Annotated in this window: 16 protein-coding genes and 1 other RNA gene; 15 read left to right on the top strand and 2 right to left on the bottom strand. The window is 69.0% G+C overall.

Annotation, left to right across the window (positions count from 1 at the left end):
- Positions 1–63: 63 nt before the first annotated feature.
- The gene (locus BM417_RS31725; RefSeq protein WP_093602197.1) at positions 64–1,002 is read left to right on the top strand and encodes a DUF3103 family protein; all 939 of its coding nucleotides are present in this window, start codon (positions 64–66) and stop codon (positions 1,000–1,002) included.
- A 1-nt stretch (position 1,003) separates the two neighbouring features.
- Here the strand turns inward: BM417_RS31725 and BM417_RS31720 are convergent, their stop codons facing one another.
- Positions 1,004–1,525 carry an NAD(P)H-dependent oxidoreductase gene (locus BM417_RS31720; RefSeq protein ID WP_093602196.1) on the bottom strand — a complete coding sequence of 174 codons (522 nt, stop codon included), beginning with the start codon at positions 1,523–1,525 and terminating at the stop codon, positions 1,004–1,006.
- Positions 1,526–1,699: 174 nt separating this feature from the next.
- Between BM417_RS31720 and rnpB the strand changes: the two genes are divergently transcribed.
- The 3 genes from rnpB to BM417_RS31705 all read left to right on the top strand — a co-directional run bounded on the left by rnpB (position 1,700) and on the right by BM417_RS31705 (position 4,975).
- An RNA gene (rnpB, locus tag BM417_RS31715) (RNase P RNA component class A) lies at positions 1,700–2,091 on the top strand.
- Between the two features lie 17 nt (positions 2,092–2,108).
- Positions 2,109–3,233, top strand: coding sequence for a threonine synthase (locus BM417_RS31710; RefSeq protein ID WP_245822285.1), 1,125 nt, complete (start codon positions 2,109–2,111; stop codon positions 3,231–3,233).
- 155 nt (positions 3,234–3,388) lie between these two features.
- Positions 3,389–4,975, top strand: coding sequence for a DUF6345 domain-containing protein (locus BM417_RS31705; RefSeq protein ID WP_093602192.1), 1,587 nt, complete (start codon positions 3,389–3,391; stop codon positions 4,973–4,975).
- Between the two features lie 46 nt (positions 4,976–5,021).
- Here the strand turns inward: BM417_RS31705 and BM417_RS31700 are convergent, their stop codons facing one another.
- Positions 5,022–5,285, bottom strand: coding sequence for a hypothetical protein (locus tag BM417_RS31700; protein WP_245822284.1), 264 nt, complete (start codon positions 5,283–5,285; stop codon positions 5,022–5,024).
- A gap of 425 nt (positions 5,286–5,710) precedes the next feature.
- On the opposite strand from BM417_RS31700, the gene BM417_RS31695 reads away from it, so the two are divergent.
- From BM417_RS31695 to BM417_RS31645, 11 genes are all read left to right on the top strand, one after another.
- Positions 5,711–5,989 (top strand): hypothetical protein, encoded by a 279-nt coding sequence (locus BM417_RS31695; RefSeq protein ID WP_176960163.1) that lies wholly within the window; start codon positions 5,711–5,713, stop codon positions 5,987–5,989.
- A 3-nt stretch (positions 5,990–5,992) separates the two neighbouring features.
- Positions 5,993–6,469 (top strand): hypothetical protein, encoded by a 477-nt coding sequence (locus BM417_RS31690; RefSeq protein WP_093602190.1) that lies wholly within the window; start codon positions 5,993–5,995, stop codon positions 6,467–6,469.
- A 19-nt stretch (positions 6,470–6,488) separates the two neighbouring features.
- On the top strand, positions 6,489–9,305 hold the full coding sequence (locus BM417_RS31685) for an ATP-binding protein (RefSeq protein ID WP_245822319.1): 2,817 nt from the start codon (positions 6,489–6,491) through the stop codon (positions 9,303–9,305).
- Positions 9,302–11,170: a hypothetical protein gene (locus BM417_RS31680; RefSeq protein WP_093602186.1), complete on the top strand. Its 1,869-nt coding sequence runs from the start codon at positions 9,302–9,304 to the stop codon at positions 11,168–11,170. Before BM417_RS31685 ends, BM417_RS31680 begins: the two co-directional genes overlap by 4 nt.
- A 13-nt stretch (positions 11,171–11,183) precedes the next feature.
- On the top strand, positions 11,184–11,786 hold the full coding sequence (locus BM417_RS31675; protein ID WP_093602184.1) for a hypothetical protein: 603 nt from the start codon (positions 11,184–11,186) through the stop codon (positions 11,784–11,786).
- Between the two features lie 3 nt (positions 11,787–11,789).
- A complete protein-coding gene (locus tag BM417_RS31670; protein ID WP_093602182.1) occupies positions 11,790–12,794 on the top strand; it encodes a C40 family peptidase in 1,005 nt (334 codons plus the stop codon).
- Positions 12,795–12,812: 18 nt separating this feature from the next.
- A complete protein-coding gene (locus tag BM417_RS31665; RefSeq protein WP_093602180.1) occupies positions 12,813–13,286 on the top strand; it encodes a hypothetical protein in 474 nt (157 codons plus the stop codon).
- The gene (locus tag BM417_RS31660) at positions 13,283–13,477 is read left to right on the top strand and encodes a hypothetical protein (protein WP_030481005.1); all 195 of its coding nucleotides are present in this window, start codon (positions 13,283–13,285) and stop codon (positions 13,475–13,477) included. The genes BM417_RS31665 and BM417_RS31660 overlap by 4 nt, the downstream gene beginning before the upstream one ends.
- 24 nt (positions 13,478–13,501) lie before the next feature.
- Complete coding sequence (locus tag BM417_RS31655; protein WP_093602178.1) at positions 13,502–14,908, top strand: RNB domain-containing ribonuclease; 1,407 nt, start codon at positions 13,502–13,504, stop codon at positions 14,906–14,908.
- Between the two features lie 61 nt (positions 14,909–14,969).
- Entirely contained in the window at positions 14,970–15,635 is a 666-nt protein-coding gene (gene npdG, locus BM417_RS31650; RefSeq protein ID WP_093602176.1) for an NADPH-dependent F420 reductase, read from the top strand.
- A complete protein-coding gene (locus BM417_RS31645; protein ID WP_093602174.1) occupies positions 15,635–16,396 on the top strand; it encodes a helical backbone metal receptor in 762 nt (253 codons plus the stop codon). The genes npdG and BM417_RS31645 overlap by 1 nt, the downstream gene beginning before the upstream one ends.
- Positions 16,397–16,421: the final 25 nt, after the last annotated feature.

Here is a 16,421-nt window from a genome sequence, read left to right as displayed (position 1 = left end):
CTGGGGTGAAGTAGTCCTTCGGAGGCTTGCCGGGGCGGCCGGGGGTCTCCACGATCCGAAGACATGAGAGCCAACACCCTGCGCGCAACTCTCGTGGTCCTGACCCTGGTCGCTGCCGCCGTGTCCACCGGTACGGCAGCAGCGGCGCCCGCCAACGTCAACCAGATCCTCGACCGGCTCGCCCACGACGTCGCCACGTCGGGCACCAAGGCCGTCGCCGCGGCCGAACGGCAGATCGCCAAGGCCAAGGGCCTCCCGGATGGCCACAGCCTCGTCACGATGCGCCGCGCCGGCGCCCTGCACGGTGAACAACTCGTCGCGGCCGCTCCCGACGACGACAACGCCACCACCATCAAGGCCTACGACAGCAAGGGCAGGACCCACGAGCTGACGACGGCGCACGAGCCGAACCAGCCGCTTGTTCTCGTCGACGTCGACGTGGAGAAGGCGGCGAAGCTCGGCATGGACGTGATCCGCCAGGCCATGCCCACCCCGCAGACGAAGCAGCTCGCCGGCTACTGGGCGACGCAGGTCACTCAGGTCCGCGTCAGCGACGTGCAGGAACCGTGGTTCAAGGGCGACGCGGAGATCTTCGCACTGGTGTCCGGGTTCGGACTCGACGGCAAAGTCCGCGTCGATCCCGTCACCATGCCGTATCTCGACGACGAGAACACGACGTATTCGCCGAACCAGCTCCTCGTGCACTGGAACAACTACAAGTACGACCTCGCCGACGTCGTGATGATGGAAGACGACGGCGACACCAACTACAAGGCGCTCGCCCAGGCATTGGCGGCGGCCCTGCTGACCATCGTGGACGGCGGCGCCTACATCCCGCTGGTGAGCGCGGTGCTCGACGCCATTCCGGACAGCTGGTACACCGACGATCCCGATTACGTCGAGTCCTGGTACACCCTCTCCGAGCAGGGAAGCGGCGTCATCAACGGCGCTTCCGGGCGCGGCTGGATGAACACGCGGCCCTATTTCGTCCGCGAGCTCTGAATCAGCTGACCTTGCGCAGCCGGGGCGTCAGCGCCGCGGTGAACCGATCGGCCGCCGCTTCCAGAGCGGCGGCCGCTCCGGGCGTGTTCACGTTCTGGTCCAGCACGAACTCGCCGCGCACCACCTGGTCCGCGCCCTTGGCCGCGAGCAACGGGTGCAGCGCGTAGTCCATCGCCACCAGGAAACCCTGGCTGCCGCCCGTCGCCAGCGGCAGCACGGCACGGCCGCGCAACGCCTTCTTCGGCAGCAGGTCGAGCAACGCCTTCACCAGCCCGCTGTACGCCGCGCGGTACACGGGCGAGGCCACGACCACGCCGTCCGCGGCCAGCACGCTGCTCACGGCCTCGGCGATCTCCGGATCGCGCAGGTCCTCGGTGAGCAGCGACAACGTGGGCAACGCCCGCACGTCGAGCAACGACACGCGGTGGCCGGCGGCCCGCAGCTGCTCCTCCACGAACGACACGACGACACCGGTCGGCGCGGAGTGGGACGGCGCACCGGAGATGATCAGCAGATCGGACATGACAAGGCACTCCCTGAGGTCGCGGGCACGAAGAACGCACTCAGCGGAGGCAACACAGGCTTGCTGCCACGCGGCCGTAGTCGACGTGGCGACGTCGTGTCATGCCCGAAGTCAACCAACGTCCGCACCGGTGGACAACCACTCCCAGCCGCTGGGATATCCTCGGAAAGCGGATGAGTCGGCAGGGCGGCCGCGGCGCGAGAGCGTCGAGGAAAGTCCGGACTCCACAGGGCAGGGTGGTTGTTAACGGCAACCAGGGGCGACCCTCGGGACAGTGCCACAGAGAACAGACCGCCTCGGCGAAAGCCGCGGTAAGGGTGAAACGGTGGTGTAAGAGACCACCAGCGCCCCAGGTGACTGGGGCGGCTAGGTAAACCCCACCCGGAGCAAGGCCAAGAGGGCACCGGATCGCAAGTGAAGGTGCTGCGCGAGCGTTCGAGGGCTGCCCGCCCGATGCTCGCGGGTAGGCCGCTAGAGCCTGTCGGCAACGGCAGGCCCAGATGGATGGCCGCCGACTGGGACCTCGGTCCCACGAACAGGATCCGGCTTACATGCCGGCTCATCCGCCTGTATGCATGAAGTCATGCTCTCGCATCTGGAATGCGCCCGTTGCGGCCGCGAACACGACGCCGACGCCGTCCAGAACCTCTGCCACGAGTGCGCGTCGCCGCTGCTCGCTCGCTACGACCTCACCCGAGCAGGGCGCCCGACGAGCGAGAACTCGCTGTGGCGCTACCGCGACGTCCTCCCGGTCCGCGACCCCGACCCGGCGTTCAGCCTCGGCGAGGGCATGACCCCGCTCGTTCCGCTGCCCGCGCTGAGCCGGGCGCTGGACGCGAACGTCCTCATGAAGGACGAGTCGCTCATTCCGACCGGCTCGTTCAAGGCCCGTGGCGCGGCCGTCGGCGTCGCAAGGGCCAAGGAACTCGGCATCGAGGGCATCAAGATGCCGACCAACGGCAACGCGGGCGCCGCCTGGGCCCTGTACGCGGCGCGCGCGGGCATCCGCAGCGTCATCGCGATGCCCGAGGACGCCCCGCTGATCACCCGCGAGGAGGTCGAGGCGAGCGGCGCCGAGCTGCGGATCGTGCCGGGCACCATCGCCGACGCCGCCAAGGCCATCGCGGACGTCGACCTGTTCGACGCCTCCACGCTCAGAGAGCCCTACCGCATCGAGGGCAAGAAGACGATGGGCTACGAGATCGTCGAACAACTCGGCTGGCGCGTCCCCGACGTGATCATCTACCCGACCGGCGGCGGGGTTGGACTGATCGGGATTCACAAGGCACTGCACGAGATGCGCGAGCTCGGCTGGATCGAGGGAAAGCTGCCGCGCCTGGTCGCCGTGCAGTCCACCGGGTGCGCGCCGATCGTGAAGGCGTTCGACGAGGGCAAGGCCGAATCGACCTTCTGGGACGCCGCCTACACCGACGCGTTCGGCATCAACGTGCCGAAACCGTTGGGGGACTTCATCATCCTTCAGGCCATCAGGGAAACCAATGGCACGGCCGTAGCGGTGACCGACGAGCAGATCGCGGCGGACCGCGCCGAAACCGCCCGGCTCGAAGGCGTGTTCCTGTGCCCGGAAGGCGCCGCGACGATCAGCGCCGTCCGTTCACTGCGCGAGGACGGCTGGCTCAAGGCCAGCGACGAAGTGGTCGTGCTGAACACCGGCGCGGGCATCAAGTACCCAAGTATCCGCCTCTAGGTCCTTCACTGCCCCAAGGGTGTTACAGAATTACGGCCGTTCGAGTGGTGCGCCCGCCGCAAATGTCCACTCTCGGTATCACGGCGAATAACGCCAGATCCTCCTGTCAGACGGTCGGCCCCTGCAGCCGGCCGTCCCCAAGGGAGGGAACAGACATGCAACGCAAGCTGACGGTGGTGCTGGCCCTGTCCAGTCTCGTCACCGCGGGAGCGGTCGGTGTCGCGACCGCCGACGCCACGGAATTGCCCGTCTACGGGGTGAAGAGCTCCGGTCTCGACCAGGAACAGACGCAGAAGCTGCAACGGGCGTTCGGCCTCAAAGACGTCCAGAGATCCGAGGCGGGCGCGGTCTCCTTCGCGGACGAGCAGCGCTACCAGTACCTGCCGACCGTCGACAAAGGACAGGGCAGGCCCGACGAGGACGGCAACGACACCACGCAGACCGCGCTCGACACCGAGGCGATCAAGCGCATCAAGACCATCCCCACCGAGGACGCGGCCAAGCGCGCGCAGGAAGGCCTGAGAGCAGCCGGTGTGCTGCCGGCCAACGCGACGCCCAGCGCGCAGTACACGACGTTCGAACTGTCGGACGCCAACGGGCGCAACGCACTCACGGCGAACCTCGACACGAGCGTCTCGTACACGTTCCAGCTCGACGGCCTTCCGCTGGAGGGCGAGGGCGCGAACATTCGCGTCTCGTTCGACGCGCAGGGCGTGACGGCGGTCAGTCACGCCGCCCGCACCTACGACAAGGCCGGCACCGTCCAGGTGAACGACCTCGCCTACGGCGCCAAGCTGTGCCAGAAGTACCTGGGCGCCTCGGTGAAGCCCGAGGTGAGCTACGTCTACGTGGCCCCGCCGCTGGAGGAGAAGGTCGACAAGATCGAGCCCTCGTTCCGCTGCGCCGGTCGCAACGACGACGGTGGCGCACCGCAGGCCATCACCCTGCCCGCCGCGGTCGGCGCCGAGCTGCCGCAGCCGGGACCGGGCCAGGAGCCCCGCCCGGACGCCCAGTTCAAGAGCCAGGCGGTCGGCACCCAGGTCGGCAGCGAGGGCACCGGCAACTGCTCCGGCCTGCCCAACACCGTCGCCAACATCGGCACGTTCAACACCGAGGCGAGCAACCACGGCATCGCCCGCGACTTCACCTGGCTCAACGCCAACGCGTGGGAGAGCGACTTCAAGGACCCGATGTTCGCCGGCGGTGACGACACCAACTGGGCCGACGACGTCGACCTCACCTACTGGCAGGGCCACGGCTCCGGCACCGGCTTCTACTTCACCGGCTGCTCCAACCACACCGACAACAAGCTCGCGAACACCGACGCGCGCTGGGGCCAGAACGACGTCGAGTGGATGAGCCTCTTCACCTGCCTGATCCTCGAGGACAGCACCGGCGGCCAGACCTGGGCGCAGCGCTGGGGCCAGTCGTTCCGCGGCCTGCACCAGATCAACAGCTTCACGACCATCAGCTACAACTCCGCCAACCACGGCGGCAAGTTCGGTCACTACATGTGGCGCTCGCCGTTCCTGTGGTGGAACAACCCGATGAAGGTCCGCGACGCGTGGGCGCAGGCCAGCATCGACACCCAGCCCGCCTCGGTCCGCTGGGCGACCATGGGCCCCGTCACCTCGTCGGGTGGACTCGGCAACTTCAACGACTTCTTCTGGGGCAAGGGCACGGGCGTCGGCCCGGACTACGCCTCGACCGGCCTGTTCTGGCGGATCTCCGGCGCCTCCTAGGAGCCGAACGCTCGACGAAGCCCGGTGACCCCGCGGTCGCCGGGCTTCACCGGTTGGCCGGCCGCCCCGAAGGCATCCGCAGCACCGGCCGGAACGGCTCCCCCGAGTTGTAGAGCTCCTCCAACTCGGTCACGTAGGCGAGCACCGCGGGATTCACGATGTCGGCGAGCGACCGCACCCCCGCCTGGGGCTCGTACGAGGCGAGGTAGGTGGCCGCCGCACGCGCGCGCTCCAGCACCGACCTGTCGAAGTTGATCGTCCTTTGGACCCGGCGCCGGGATTGCGTGCTCTGCCCGGTAGGCTCATCCACGCCTGGAGCATTAGGGGAGGCTGTGATTCCGTCCACACTTCCGTCCGGCACGAGGTCAGGTTCGAGCATCGGCGAATCTCCTCGGAGTCGTCGCTCCGGATTGCGCCCGCTGTGTCCGTCACAGGGGTCGCGAACCGGCCGATCAGGGCGTTCACATGGATGTACACGTGCGTGTGTTTAGGACCCACGCACTGTGGGTGACCAGGGCGTTCGCAGTCGGGTGAACCTTGCCAGCGACGGAGAGAATCTCGATCCGGGTGTTCCCCACTGACGTCTCCTCAGTGATGATGTGTCGGCCAGATTAGACGTAATTCCTCCCAGGGGGAACGGCCAGATGATCTACACCCCGCAGCAACAGCCCCACACGTCGTGACGAACTCGTGTTCTACTCGTAGCGCAAGCCCCAGCGCACTCTGGAGTAAGAAATGACCGCCATGGACCTGGTGACACTCGCTCAGCAGCAGCCGACGGTGCCGGGCACAGGCAATGTCCGGAACTGGATCCTGGACAACATCGTCCCGCTGCTCCTGCTGACCGTCGCGCTGCTCCTGCTCTGGCTCGGAGGTGGCAAAGGTGACAACGCGGGTGTCATGCGCCGCCTCGGTGGTGTGATCGTCGCGCTGGCCATCATCGGCCTCGCCGTCACCACTGACGCCGGCGCGAACATCGGCCAGTGGCTCGCCGGTTTGTTCGTCGGAGGCTGACACGTGCGGGTCCGCACCGACGACGAGGTCTACCGGGTCGACGCCGTCTGGCTCGGCCCGCCCAAAGCGACGTTTCCCTGGCGCGCGCGATACGTCGCGTGGGGCGTCGGGATCGTCGTCTTCCTCCTCGTGCTCACGATCGAACGGCAGATGGGCGTCGGGTTCGGGTTCTTCTCGACCGCCTGGGCCCTCGTCGCGACGATCATCCTCACCCGCTTCATCACCCAGCGGATCAGCCATGAACGGCCCCTCACGGCCGTCATGTCGATGTGGGTCCGCGAGCTGACGGCACCTCGAGAGCGCACGGCAAGCACCGGCGGAGCGGCCAGTGCCGCCCGGATCCGGGTCAGTCCGCAGCGGCCTCGTCCCAAGTTGAGCAAGAAACAACAACGACGGGCGAGACAGCAGGCCCAGCCCCGCCGGACGTCAGACAGCCGTAAGAAGGAGGTTCGCGGTGTTCGGACGCCGGCGAGACCGTGACCGTCGCTCCGCCCAGCACATCGCCCAGCACGCCGCAGCGGACCCGCGCGAGCGCGACAGGGCGGCGTATTCGAAGCGCGGCCGCCGCCTGCCCGGCGAGCAGTCCGTGCCGAGCTACACACCGTCGATCGCGGCTCGCAGCATCGACGGTCACCTGCTGCGCACGGGCCAGGAGGTCTACGCCTGGTACCGGCTCGCGCCGCAGCGCTGGTCGTTCCGCAGCGACTCGCAGCGCCAGGACCTGATCGCGGCCATCGCGGGCCAGTACGCCGAGCTCCAGGGGCGCTGGATGCACCTGCGGGTCACCACGCGGCCGTACCCCATCCGCATGTGGGCCGAGGCGCACGTGCACAACGCCGTCAAGCGCCTGCCGGACACTCCCGGCACGCTGTCGTTCGACGACTACATGGTCGGCGAGCAGCAGCAGCTCATGGGCCGCTCGATGGCGGAGAAAGAGGTCTACCTGGGCGTTCAGGTGCAGACCCGCAACATGATGGACCGCGCCGTCGAACGCGCGGCCCCCGTGCTGCGCAAGGTCTTCCCGGATGCCGTCGACGCCGAGCTGGTGGCCCTGGACTCCGAGGTCGAGCACCTCGACCAGGTCATCGGGTCCGCGGGGCTCGAAGGCCGTCCCGCGACGGCCGAGGAGATGTCCTGGCTGATGCACAGGTCGTGCTCGCTGGGCCTGCCCGCGCCGCGCAACCTGCCCGCCGTGCCCGGTGCCGCGTGGGAGCCGGAGGACCTGGCGTCCTTCACCGACGCCGCGGACTTCCACCAGGAGCCGTACTCACCGACGGTGACCGTGCGCGGCCGCACCGGCTCGAACGCGGGCATCAAGCGGCACGTCTGCGTGCTCACCGTCGGCCTCATGCACGGCCTGCAGATCCCCGAGGTCGACGACCCGTGGGTGCAGCGAGCCGACCGGCTGCCCGCCTCCGTCGAGTGGTCCGCGCGTATTTATGTGCGCAAGCCCGAAGAGGTGTCGGGTGAGCTGTCGCGGCAGATGAGCAAGGTCCGCTCGCAGGTCCGGCACTACACCGACGAGCACGAGCTGGAACCGCCGCAGTCGCTGGCCCGCCAGGCCGGCCGCGTGCTGGAGATCGACGACGAGATGACGTCGGGCTTCACCGCGCTCGGCACCCGGGTGCGCTCGTGGTGGCGCCTGGCCGTCTCCGGACCGACCGAGCGCGAGGCACTGCGGCTCGCCCAGTCGTTGCTCGAGCTGTACAAGCCGAAGGTCTCGATCGACCACCCCGAGGCCCAGTACGCGATCGCCCGCGAGTTCATCCCCGGCGAGCCGCTGTCCAACGGCGCGTACCTGCGCCGCGGCAGCGTGTTGTGGGCGGCGTCCGCTGTCCCGACGGCGACCGCCGAGGTCGGTGACCGGCGCGGGATCCTGCTCGGCGAGACCGTCACGGCCACCCGCCGCCCGGTCGCGTGGGACCCGTGGATGGCGCAGGAGCTCCGGGACGCCTCCGGTCTGACGGCGATGGTCGCGGGCCTGGGTGCCGGTAAGTCGTTCCTCGGTGGTGGCATGGTCTACAAGACCCTGCGGGCCGGCGCGCACTGGACGTTGCTCGACCCGTCCGGTCCGCTGTCCGCGCTGTGCGACCTGCCGGAGCTGCGGCCCTACGCGCGGCCGATCAACCTGCTCAACGCCCAGCCCGGCATCCTGAATCCGTACCGGGTGGTCGCCGAGCCGATGCTCGACCACTTCCTCGACGAGGAGGACCCGGAACGGGCCTGGCGCCGGGAGAAGGCCCTCGCGGCCGCCACCCGCCGCCGTCTCGTGCTGGACGTGCTCACCGGTCTGCTGCCCTACGAGGTCGCCCGCCTGCCCCAGACGCGCATCGTGTTGCTGCGCGCGGTCCGCACGGTCGGTGGCCGCTTCGACGCCCACCCCGGTCTCGTCTTCGAGGCGCTGCGCCGGGACGCGTCCGAGCACCACGAGCACGCCGTCGTCGTCGCGGACTTCCTCGACGAGATGCGCGAGCGCATGTCGTTGCTGATCCCCGAGGAGAACCACGACCCGTACAACGAGGTGCGCGACGACCGCCTCACCGTCCTCACCATGGCGGGCCTGAACCTGCCCAAGGACGGCGTCGGCCGCGAGCACTGGACCGACGCGGAGTCGCTCGGCGTCGAGATGCTGAACCTCGCCGCCTGGCTCACCCAGCGCTCGATCTACGAGAAGCCGAAGGACCAGCGCAAGGGCGTCTGGATCGACGAGGCGTTCTTCCTCTCCGAGGTCCCGACCGGTCGCGTGCTGATGAACCGCTTCGCGCGTGACTCGCGAAAGTGGAACGTCCGCGTGCTGCTGTCGTCGCAGATCCCCGCCGACTTCCTGAAGATCCAGGGCTTCGTGACGCTGCTCGACTCGGTCTTCGTCGGCCGGCTCGACGACGACTCGGCGCAGGCGGACGCGCTGCGGCTGCTCAAGGTGCCGATCGGCGCCGGGTACGAGCAGGTCATCGCGTCGCTCGGCCGCCGCCCCGGTGGCGAGCGCAACGCGACCGAACGCGACCGCGCGCCGCGCCAGTTCATCTTCGGCGACGGTGCCGGTGGCGTGGAGCGGATCCGCATCGACTTCAGCGGCCCGCACCTGGAGCACCTGCGCAACGCCCTCGACACGACCCCCGATGCCAAGCGCGACAACGGCAAGGGCGAGATCGTGCCGGCGGACGATCCCAACGCGGCCCCGCAGCCGCCCGCCTACGTGCCCGACGAGATCGACGACGAACTGGCGGCGGACATGGAGCTAGGACTGACGGAGGAAGAGGCCCAGCTGGTGGCCCACGGTGACGGCACCAACCGCCACCGGGACGGCGGCGCATGACGGCGCTGACGATCGTGCTCGCGATCGCCGCCTTGCTCTGGGCAAGGCGGCGCTTCGCGCTGCGCGCGTCAGCACGCACCAGGTCGGTCGGCCTCGTGGCGGCCATCCTGGCGTTGCAGGTGGTCATGGGTGCCCCGATGGCGCACGCTCAATCCTGCGGCGAGGCACCGAATCCCGAACGGCCGGGCGCCGGCATGGTCGGCGCGCTCGACCCGCCCGTCGGCAACGGCCTGCCCGGCTCGCCGTACCTCGAGTACGGCTACGCGGGCATGGTCTGGCACAACTACAACGCCAAGTGCAACGTCCTGCCCGACGCCAACGCCACGCTCGACACGTGGGCGGGCAACGAGCTCTTCAGCATCGGCAAGAACATCGTCGGTGCCACGAACGCGTTGCACTACACCGTGATGGGCCGTGGCCTGCTGGTCCCGCTGGACGACGCCGTGAAGAACGGCGTGCAGAAGGTCTACGACAACGTCTACCTGCGCTGGTTCGGCCTGGTGGCGTTGCTCCTCGCGATCCTGATGTTCCGGCAGATCTGGACCGGCGACTTCGCCGCGATCTCCAAACGCGGGCTGTGGGCGCTGGCGGCCATGTGGCTGGCGACGTCCACCTTGGCCTTGCCGCAGTTCTACAACCTCCTCGACAACACGCTGGTCTCCAAGACATCGGAGATACAGGCGGGGTTCATCGAGGCGCCTGAGGAACAAGGCACACTCCACGTCCTGCCGACGAAACTGCACGACGCCGTCGTCTACCAGAGCTGGCTGCGCGGCGCGTTCGGCACGCCCGAGGCACCGCAGGCCGCCGAGTTCGGCCCGCGCGTCCTCAAGGCGCAGGCCTGGACCACCGCCGAGATCGCCGAGGGCAAGGACGGCGACCAGGCCGCCCTGGACGCGAAGAAGGCCGAGTGGAAGGCCCTCGAAGCGCAGCTCGGTACCTCCAAGGGCTACTTCGACGGCACCGACGGCAGCCGCACCGGCGCGGGTTTCCTGGCACTGCTCCAGTCCGTCGCGTTCTCGCTGTTCCAGCTGTTCGCGAAGGCCGCGGTGCTGCTGGCCCAGCTGCTGCTGCGCATCCTGACGCTCGCCGGGCCGCTCATCGGCCTGGTCGCGTTGCTGCACCACGACCTGCTGCGCAAGGTCGCCCGCGCGGCCGCCGTGACGGTGTTCAACGTGCTGGTGCTCGCGGTCCTCGCGGGTGTCCACGCGTTGCTGCTCCAGGCGATCTTCAACGCGACCGGGCTCTCGTTGCTGACGCGCACGTTGCTCGGCCTGATGCTGACACTCGTGTGCTTCGTGATCGGCAAACCGTTGCGCCGCATGTGGCAGATGGTCGAGATGTCGGTCGGTTCGGCGAGCAACGTCCTGCCGATGAGCGGTGGCGTCTGGTCGAAGATGATGGGCCGCAAGAAGCAGACCGGCCCGACGCCGCAGGACGAGTTCTGGGAGTCCGTGCGGGACAACGACACCGAGGGCGACGCGGCACCGCAGCGCGGTCGCGGCCGGGTGCGCCCGGAGGCCTCGAACCCGGTCATGGCGACGGCGCAGCGGCTCGACCGCGACTCGCAGCCAGGCCAGATCATCAGTGGCCCCAACGGTTCCGGCGTGCGGGCGGGCGCGCTGCCCTCGGGATCGGGTCCGGCGGCACTGCCGGTCGCCCGGTCGCGCGTGGTGGACAGCCCCACGGTCACCGACAGGCAGTGGGACCGGGTCGACGACGCGGTGCTCGTGCCGTCGCGTTCCGGCGGTTACTCCGCGCCGGTGCAGGAACCTCGCAGGGCCGAGACAGAAGTCGTCGCAGGGCGTCCGGTGCACGTGATCTACCGGCCGTCGCGCGGCTTCGAAGTCCGGGACAACGGCTGAGGAGGGAGCGTAGATGCCGATCCGTACCAACCGCGGCCGTGCCGCGGTCTATCGCAGGCTGTGGGGCTGGCCGCTGCGTTCCCCGCGGCACCTGGCCGCCTCGATCATCATCTTCGTGGTGCTGGTCGTCGGGCTCGGCGTGGTCATCCCCAGGGTGCTCGACCGCAAGGGCGCCGACCCGTCCGCCGCGGGCCGGACCTCGACGTCCTCGTCGGGCACCCAGGTCGGTCAGCTTCCGGGCAGCAGCGGCGTCTCGCTGCCGACCAAGCAGCCGCCGCCCACGAACGCCGCGTCGGCCGCTCCTCCCGCGGCGGACGCGCAGCTGATCGCCGAGCTGTGGGCGGAGAACTGGATCAAGCCGCCGCCGGACAACGACGTCACCAAGTGGCTCGCGCAGCTTCGTCCGTACACGACGGAGGAGTTCCTCGCGCAGATGGCGACGATCGACCCGAAGAACGTGCCGGACAAGATCACCCAGAAGGTCGCGGCCAAGCGGTCGACCGTGTCGTCGGCGGACTTCGAGGTGGGAACGGACACCGGCAAGGTCGTCATCACGTTGATCAAGCTCTCGCCCAGCAACGAGTGGCGGGTCAACGGCTACACGAAGGCGAGTTGACCCATGCGCGTGATGCTGCTGATCGGGGCGCTCGCCGCGATCGTCGTGATCGCCGTGGCGACGTCGGGCGTGTCGCAGGTGGTCAGCAACTCCACGAACCCCGCGGCCGGCGGCAACATCCTGAAGATGAGCTGCAACGCGGCCATCGGGCCGTGGGACGCGGGCGGCGGTGCGGCCAAGGGGCAGGCTGACGCGGCGCGCCTCAACGAGGAGCAGCGCAACATCGTCGCGCGGATCATCTCCATCGGCCAGGAGCGCAAGCTGCCGCCGCTCGCGTGGCAGATCGCGATCCAGGCAGGCATGACCGAGTCGGGACTGCGCCCGTTGAACTACGGCGACCGCGACTCGCTCGGCATCTTCCAGATGCGTCCGTCGATGGGCTGGGGCACACCCGCCCAGGTCATCGACCCGACGTACGCGATCAACAAGTTCTACGACGTGCTGCTGAAGGTGCCGGACTGGGAGAACAAGCGGCCCGGTGACTCGGCGCAGGCGGTGGAGCGCTCGGCGTTCCCCGACCGGTACCACAACTGGGAGTCCATGGGGGCGTTCCTGCTCAGCGAGCTGGGCGCGATCTCCGACCCGGCCGGCTGCGGTTCGGGCGCGGGGGAGTTCCTGCTGGCCTCGAACGCGGCGGGCGTCGCGATCCAGTTCACCAAGGAGCAGCTGGGCGAGCCGTACCTGTGGGGCGGCAACGGCCCGGACGCGTGGGACTGCTCCGGCATCCTGGTGAAGGCCTTCGGCGCGGCCGGTGTGAGCATCCCGCGCGTCGCGAACGACCAGTACGAGAAGGGCGGCGCCCACCTTCCGGTGCGCGACGCCCAAGCCGGTGACTTGATCTTCTGGGCGTACAACACCGCGGACCCGCGCTCGGTGCACCACGTCGGCATGTACCTCGGCAACGACGAGTACATCCATGCCCCCCAGACGGGTGACGTCGTGAAGATCAGCAAGATCAACTGGAATTATCAAGAGTTGATGCCGCTGGCCGTCCGGCCGGGCGTGTAGATCGCGGGGAGGCGCTGCATGTTCAACCACGACCCCATCCCGAGGCCTTCCGGACCACCCGCGTCGAGCACACCAGTGCGTGACTACGTGGCGGCCGGTGCTCCGGGAGTCTCTGCCGACTACGTGGTGATCCCACGTGCGCTGGCCGAGGCGATGCCGTTGCCGTGGCAGCAGCACCTGGTGCACCTGCTGGCGGACTTCCACCGGACGTACGGCCACCTGAAGTGGCCGGTCTACCGCGTGGTGCCGTCGCGCTACGAGAAGCTCGCCGATCTCGACGAGGAACAGCTGGCCGAGGTCGGAGCCATCATGGAGATCGACTCCGACGGATCTCTCGTCTACCGGGACCGTTCCGGACGTAAGATCGAGAACGCCGAGGACCGCACGGTGCTGGTCTCGTGTTTGGACCCGATCCCGTCGGAGTACGCCAACGCCAACCAGTCGACGCCGCCGCGGGGATTCCCGGCGCCTTTGGGAGGCGAACGCAGATGAGTGACAGCAGCGGGTGGTACTTCTGCCTGACCCACCAGACCGTGGAGCAGGGCAAGGGGTGCAAGGGCCCGGACCGCATGGGTCCGTACCCGGACGAGGCCACCGCGGCCCGCGCCCTGGAGATCGCCAGGGAACGGACCAAGGCCGCCGACGAGTCCGACAAGAAGTGGCGCGGCGACGACGAGGACTGATCTTCTGGTCCTTAGTCTGTGCGGGTGGCTTCCCTGGTGATCCGCACGGGCCGTGCGGACGTGTCCTTCGACGGCATCCGCACCGAGTTCAGCCTGCCGTCATCCTTTGACGCGGCTGTGCTCGCCGAGGCAGAGGCGGCGGTTTCCCGTTCCGCGGGAGACCGCCCCGACCTCACCTCGCTGCCGCTGGTGACGATCGACCCGCCCGGTGCCAAGGACCTGGACCAGGCTTTGTGCGTGCTGAAGTCCGGTGACGGCTTCGTCGTGCACTACGCGATCGCCGACCTGGGGCTGTTCGTGACGCCCGGCGGCCCGCTGGACGCCGAGGTCCGGCGTCGCGGTCAGACCATCTACCTGCCTGACGGCAACGTGCCGCTGCATCCCACCGTGCTCTCCGAGGGTGCCGCCTCTCTCTTGCCCGGTGTCGTACGTCCCGCGGTGCTGTGGACGTTCACCTGTGGAGCTGACGGCGTTCCGACGGCTGTCGAGGTGCGACGGGCGTTGGTGCGGTCCACGGCCCAGTTCGACTACGAGTCGGTGCAGAAGTCGTTCGACGCGGGCGATCCGCACCCGTCCGTGGCGGCGCTGGCGGAGTTCGGGCCGTTGCGGCGGGCGCTGGCTCGTCAGCGCGGTGCGATCGAGTTGCAGCTGCCCGAGCAGGAGATCGAGTCCAACGGGGACGGCTGGAAGCTGGTGACCAGGCCACGGGCCCAGGTGGACTCGTGGAACGCCGAGATCTCGCTGATGACCGGGATGGCGGCCGCGTCGATCATGCTGGAGGCGAAGGTCGGCATCCTGCGGACGCTGCCCGACCCGGACGCCCAGGCCGTGGCCTCGCTGCGGAAGGACGCGGCGGCTCTGAAGGTGGCGTGGCCCGCGGACCTGTCGCCGGGCGCGTTCCTGGCCGGTCTGGACGCCTCGACGCCGGAAGCGTTGGCGCTGTTCACGGACGCCACGCGGCTGCTGCGCGGTGCGGGCTACTCGGCGTTCAACGGCTCCGTTCCCGAGGTCGTGACGCACGCCGGTGTCGCGGCCCCGTACACCCACGTCACCGCGCCGCTGCGCCGCCTGGTGGATCGCTTCGCCACCGAGGTGTGCCTGGCGGTCACGGCGGGGCAGGAGCTGCCGTCCTGGCTGGCCGAGGCGCTGCCACTGTTGCCGTCGCTGATGGGGTCCTCGGACTCGCTGGCGTCGAAGGTGGAGCGCGCGTCGCTGGACCAGGCCGAGGCGTGGGTGCTGGCCGGACGGGTCGGGCAGGAGTTCGACGCCGTGGTGCTGCGGTCCGGTGACAACGACGCCGAGGTGTTCGTGTCCGCTCCGCCGATCCTCGCGAAGTGCACCGGGAAGCGCCTGCCGGAGGGTGAGCGGATTCGCGTCCGGCTGGACGAGGCCGACCCCGTCAAGCGGCGCGTCCGGTTCAGGGCGGTGTGAGCATCGAGCCCAAGGTCACGTTGGGCAGCCCGCTTCCGGCGGATCGTGTGAAGATGCAGGGGTGACTGACATTCGTGACCTCACCGTCGGCGTCCTGGGCGGCACCGGAGCCCAGGGCAAGGGCCTCGCCATCCGCTGGGCCAAGGCGGGCCTCAAGGTGATCATCGGTTCCCGCAGCGCGGACCGGGCCGAGCTGGCTGCCAAGGAGATCGTCGAGATCGCCGGCGGCGACGTCCGGGGCGCGGACAACTCCGACTGCGCGGCCGACTCCGACATCGTGCTGGTCGCGGTGCCGTGGGACGGTCACGGCGACCTGCTGGCGTCCCTGCGCGACCAGCTGGCCGGGAAGATCGTCATCGACTGCGTGAACCCGCTCGGCTTCGACAAGCAGGGGCCGTTCGCGCTGCCGGTCACCGAGGGCAGCGCCGCGCAGCAGGCCGAGCTCCTGCTGCCGGAGTCCAAGGTCACCGCCGCGTTCCACCACGTGTCCGCCGTGCTGCTGGCCGACCTCGCGGTGTCCGAAGTGGACATGGACGTGCTCGTGCTGGGCGACGACCGCGAGGCCACCGACACCGTGCGCGAACTGGCGGAGCTGGTGCCGGGCTTCCGGGGCGTCTACGGCGGGCGGCTGCGCAACGCGCACCAGGTCGAGGCGTTCACCGCGAACCTCATCGCGATCAACCGCCGGTACAAGACCCACGCCGGCCTGAAGATCACGGGAGTCTGATGCTGCCCGTCGACGACCTCGGTGAGCCGGTCCCGCTCGACCAGCCGCGACGCGTGGTCAGTCTGGTGCCGTCGATCACCGAGGCCGTCGCCGTCAGCGTGCCCGGAGCTCTGGCCGGGGCCACGGACTACTGCACGCATCCGTCCGATTTGGACGTTCCCCACGTCGGCGGCTCGAAGTACCCGGACGTCGACAAGGTCCTGAGCCTGAACCCGGACCTCGTGATCGCCAACTCCGAGGAGAACCGCGCCGAGGACGTGGACCGGTTGCGCGCCAACGGCATCAACGTCTGGGTGACCGAGGCGCCGAAGACGGTCCCGATGGCGCTGGCATCGCTCAGGAGGTTCTTCGGGCTCGGCTGGGACCTTGAACCAGAGTGGCTCACGAAGGCCGAAGAACTCTGGCGCGAGACGGCACCGGCGAAGCTCACGGCGTTGATCCCGGTCTGGCGCCGCCCGTGGGTGGTCGTCGGCAGGGATACTTTCGCCACCGATGTGTTGCGCCGCTTGGGAATCGAGAACGTCTACGCCTCCGACGAGGAGCGCTACCCGCGTCCGAGCCTCGAGGAGCTCAACGACAGGCGCCCCGACCTGGTGATCCTGCCCGACGAACCGTACGTGTTCACCCACGAGGACGGCCCGGAGAGCTTCCCGGGACTGCCGTACGTGCTGGTCAACGGCAGGCATCTGACCTGGTACGGGCCTTCGCTCGTGGAAGCAAGACGTAGTCTTCAGAGGGCACTCGACTACGGCCAGGGTTGACAACCGTGGGTGGATTCGCGGAATC

The organism is Lentzea waywayandensis, from assembly GCF_900115955.1.
Lineage (GTDB): Bacteria > Actinomycetota > Actinomycetes > Mycobacteriales > Pseudonocardiaceae > Lentzea > Lentzea waywayandensis.
Note: the sequence above shows the minus strand (reverse complement) of the source record. Positions and strands in the feature narration are given on the sequence as shown.

Coding starts and splice junctions, on each gene's coding strand:
- BM417_RS31710 (WP_245822285.1), top strand. CDS start 2,109: ATGCTCTCGCATCTGGAATGCGCCCGTTGCGGCCGCGAACACGACGCC.
- BM417_RS31680 (WP_093602186.1), top strand. CDS start 9,302: ATGACGGCGCTGACGATCGTGCTCGCGATCGCCGCCTTGCTCTGGGCA.
- BM417_RS31720 (WP_093602196.1), bottom strand. CDS start 1,525: ATGTCCGATCTGCTGATCATCTCCGGTGCGCCGTCCCACTCCGCGCCG.
- BM417_RS31665 (WP_093602180.1), top strand. CDS start 12,813: ATGTTCAACCACGACCCCATCCCGAGGCCTTCCGGACCACCCGCGTCG.
- BM417_RS31670 (WP_093602182.1), top strand. CDS start 11,790: ATGCGCGTGATGCTGCTGATCGGGGCGCTCGCCGCGATCGTCGTGATC.
- BM417_RS31645 (WP_093602174.1), top strand. CDS start 15,635: ATGCTGCCCGTCGACGACCTCGGTGAGCCGGTCCCGCTCGACCAGCCG.
- BM417_RS31675 (WP_093602184.1), top strand. CDS start 11,184: ATGCCGATCCGTACCAACCGCGGCCGTGCCGCGGTCTATCGCAGGCTG.
- BM417_RS31695 (WP_176960163.1), top strand. CDS start 5,711: ATGACCGCCATGGACCTGGTGACACTCGCTCAGCAGCAGCCGACGGTG.
- BM417_RS31660 (WP_030481005.1), top strand. CDS start 13,283: ATGAGTGACAGCAGCGGGTGGTACTTCTGCCTGACCCACCAGACCGTG.
- BM417_RS31725 (WP_093602197.1), top strand. CDS start 64: ATGAGAGCCAACACCCTGCGCGCAACTCTCGTGGTCCTGACCCTGGTC.
- BM417_RS31705 (WP_093602192.1), top strand. CDS start 3,389: ATGCAACGCAAGCTGACGGTGGTGCTGGCCCTGTCCAGTCTCGTCACC.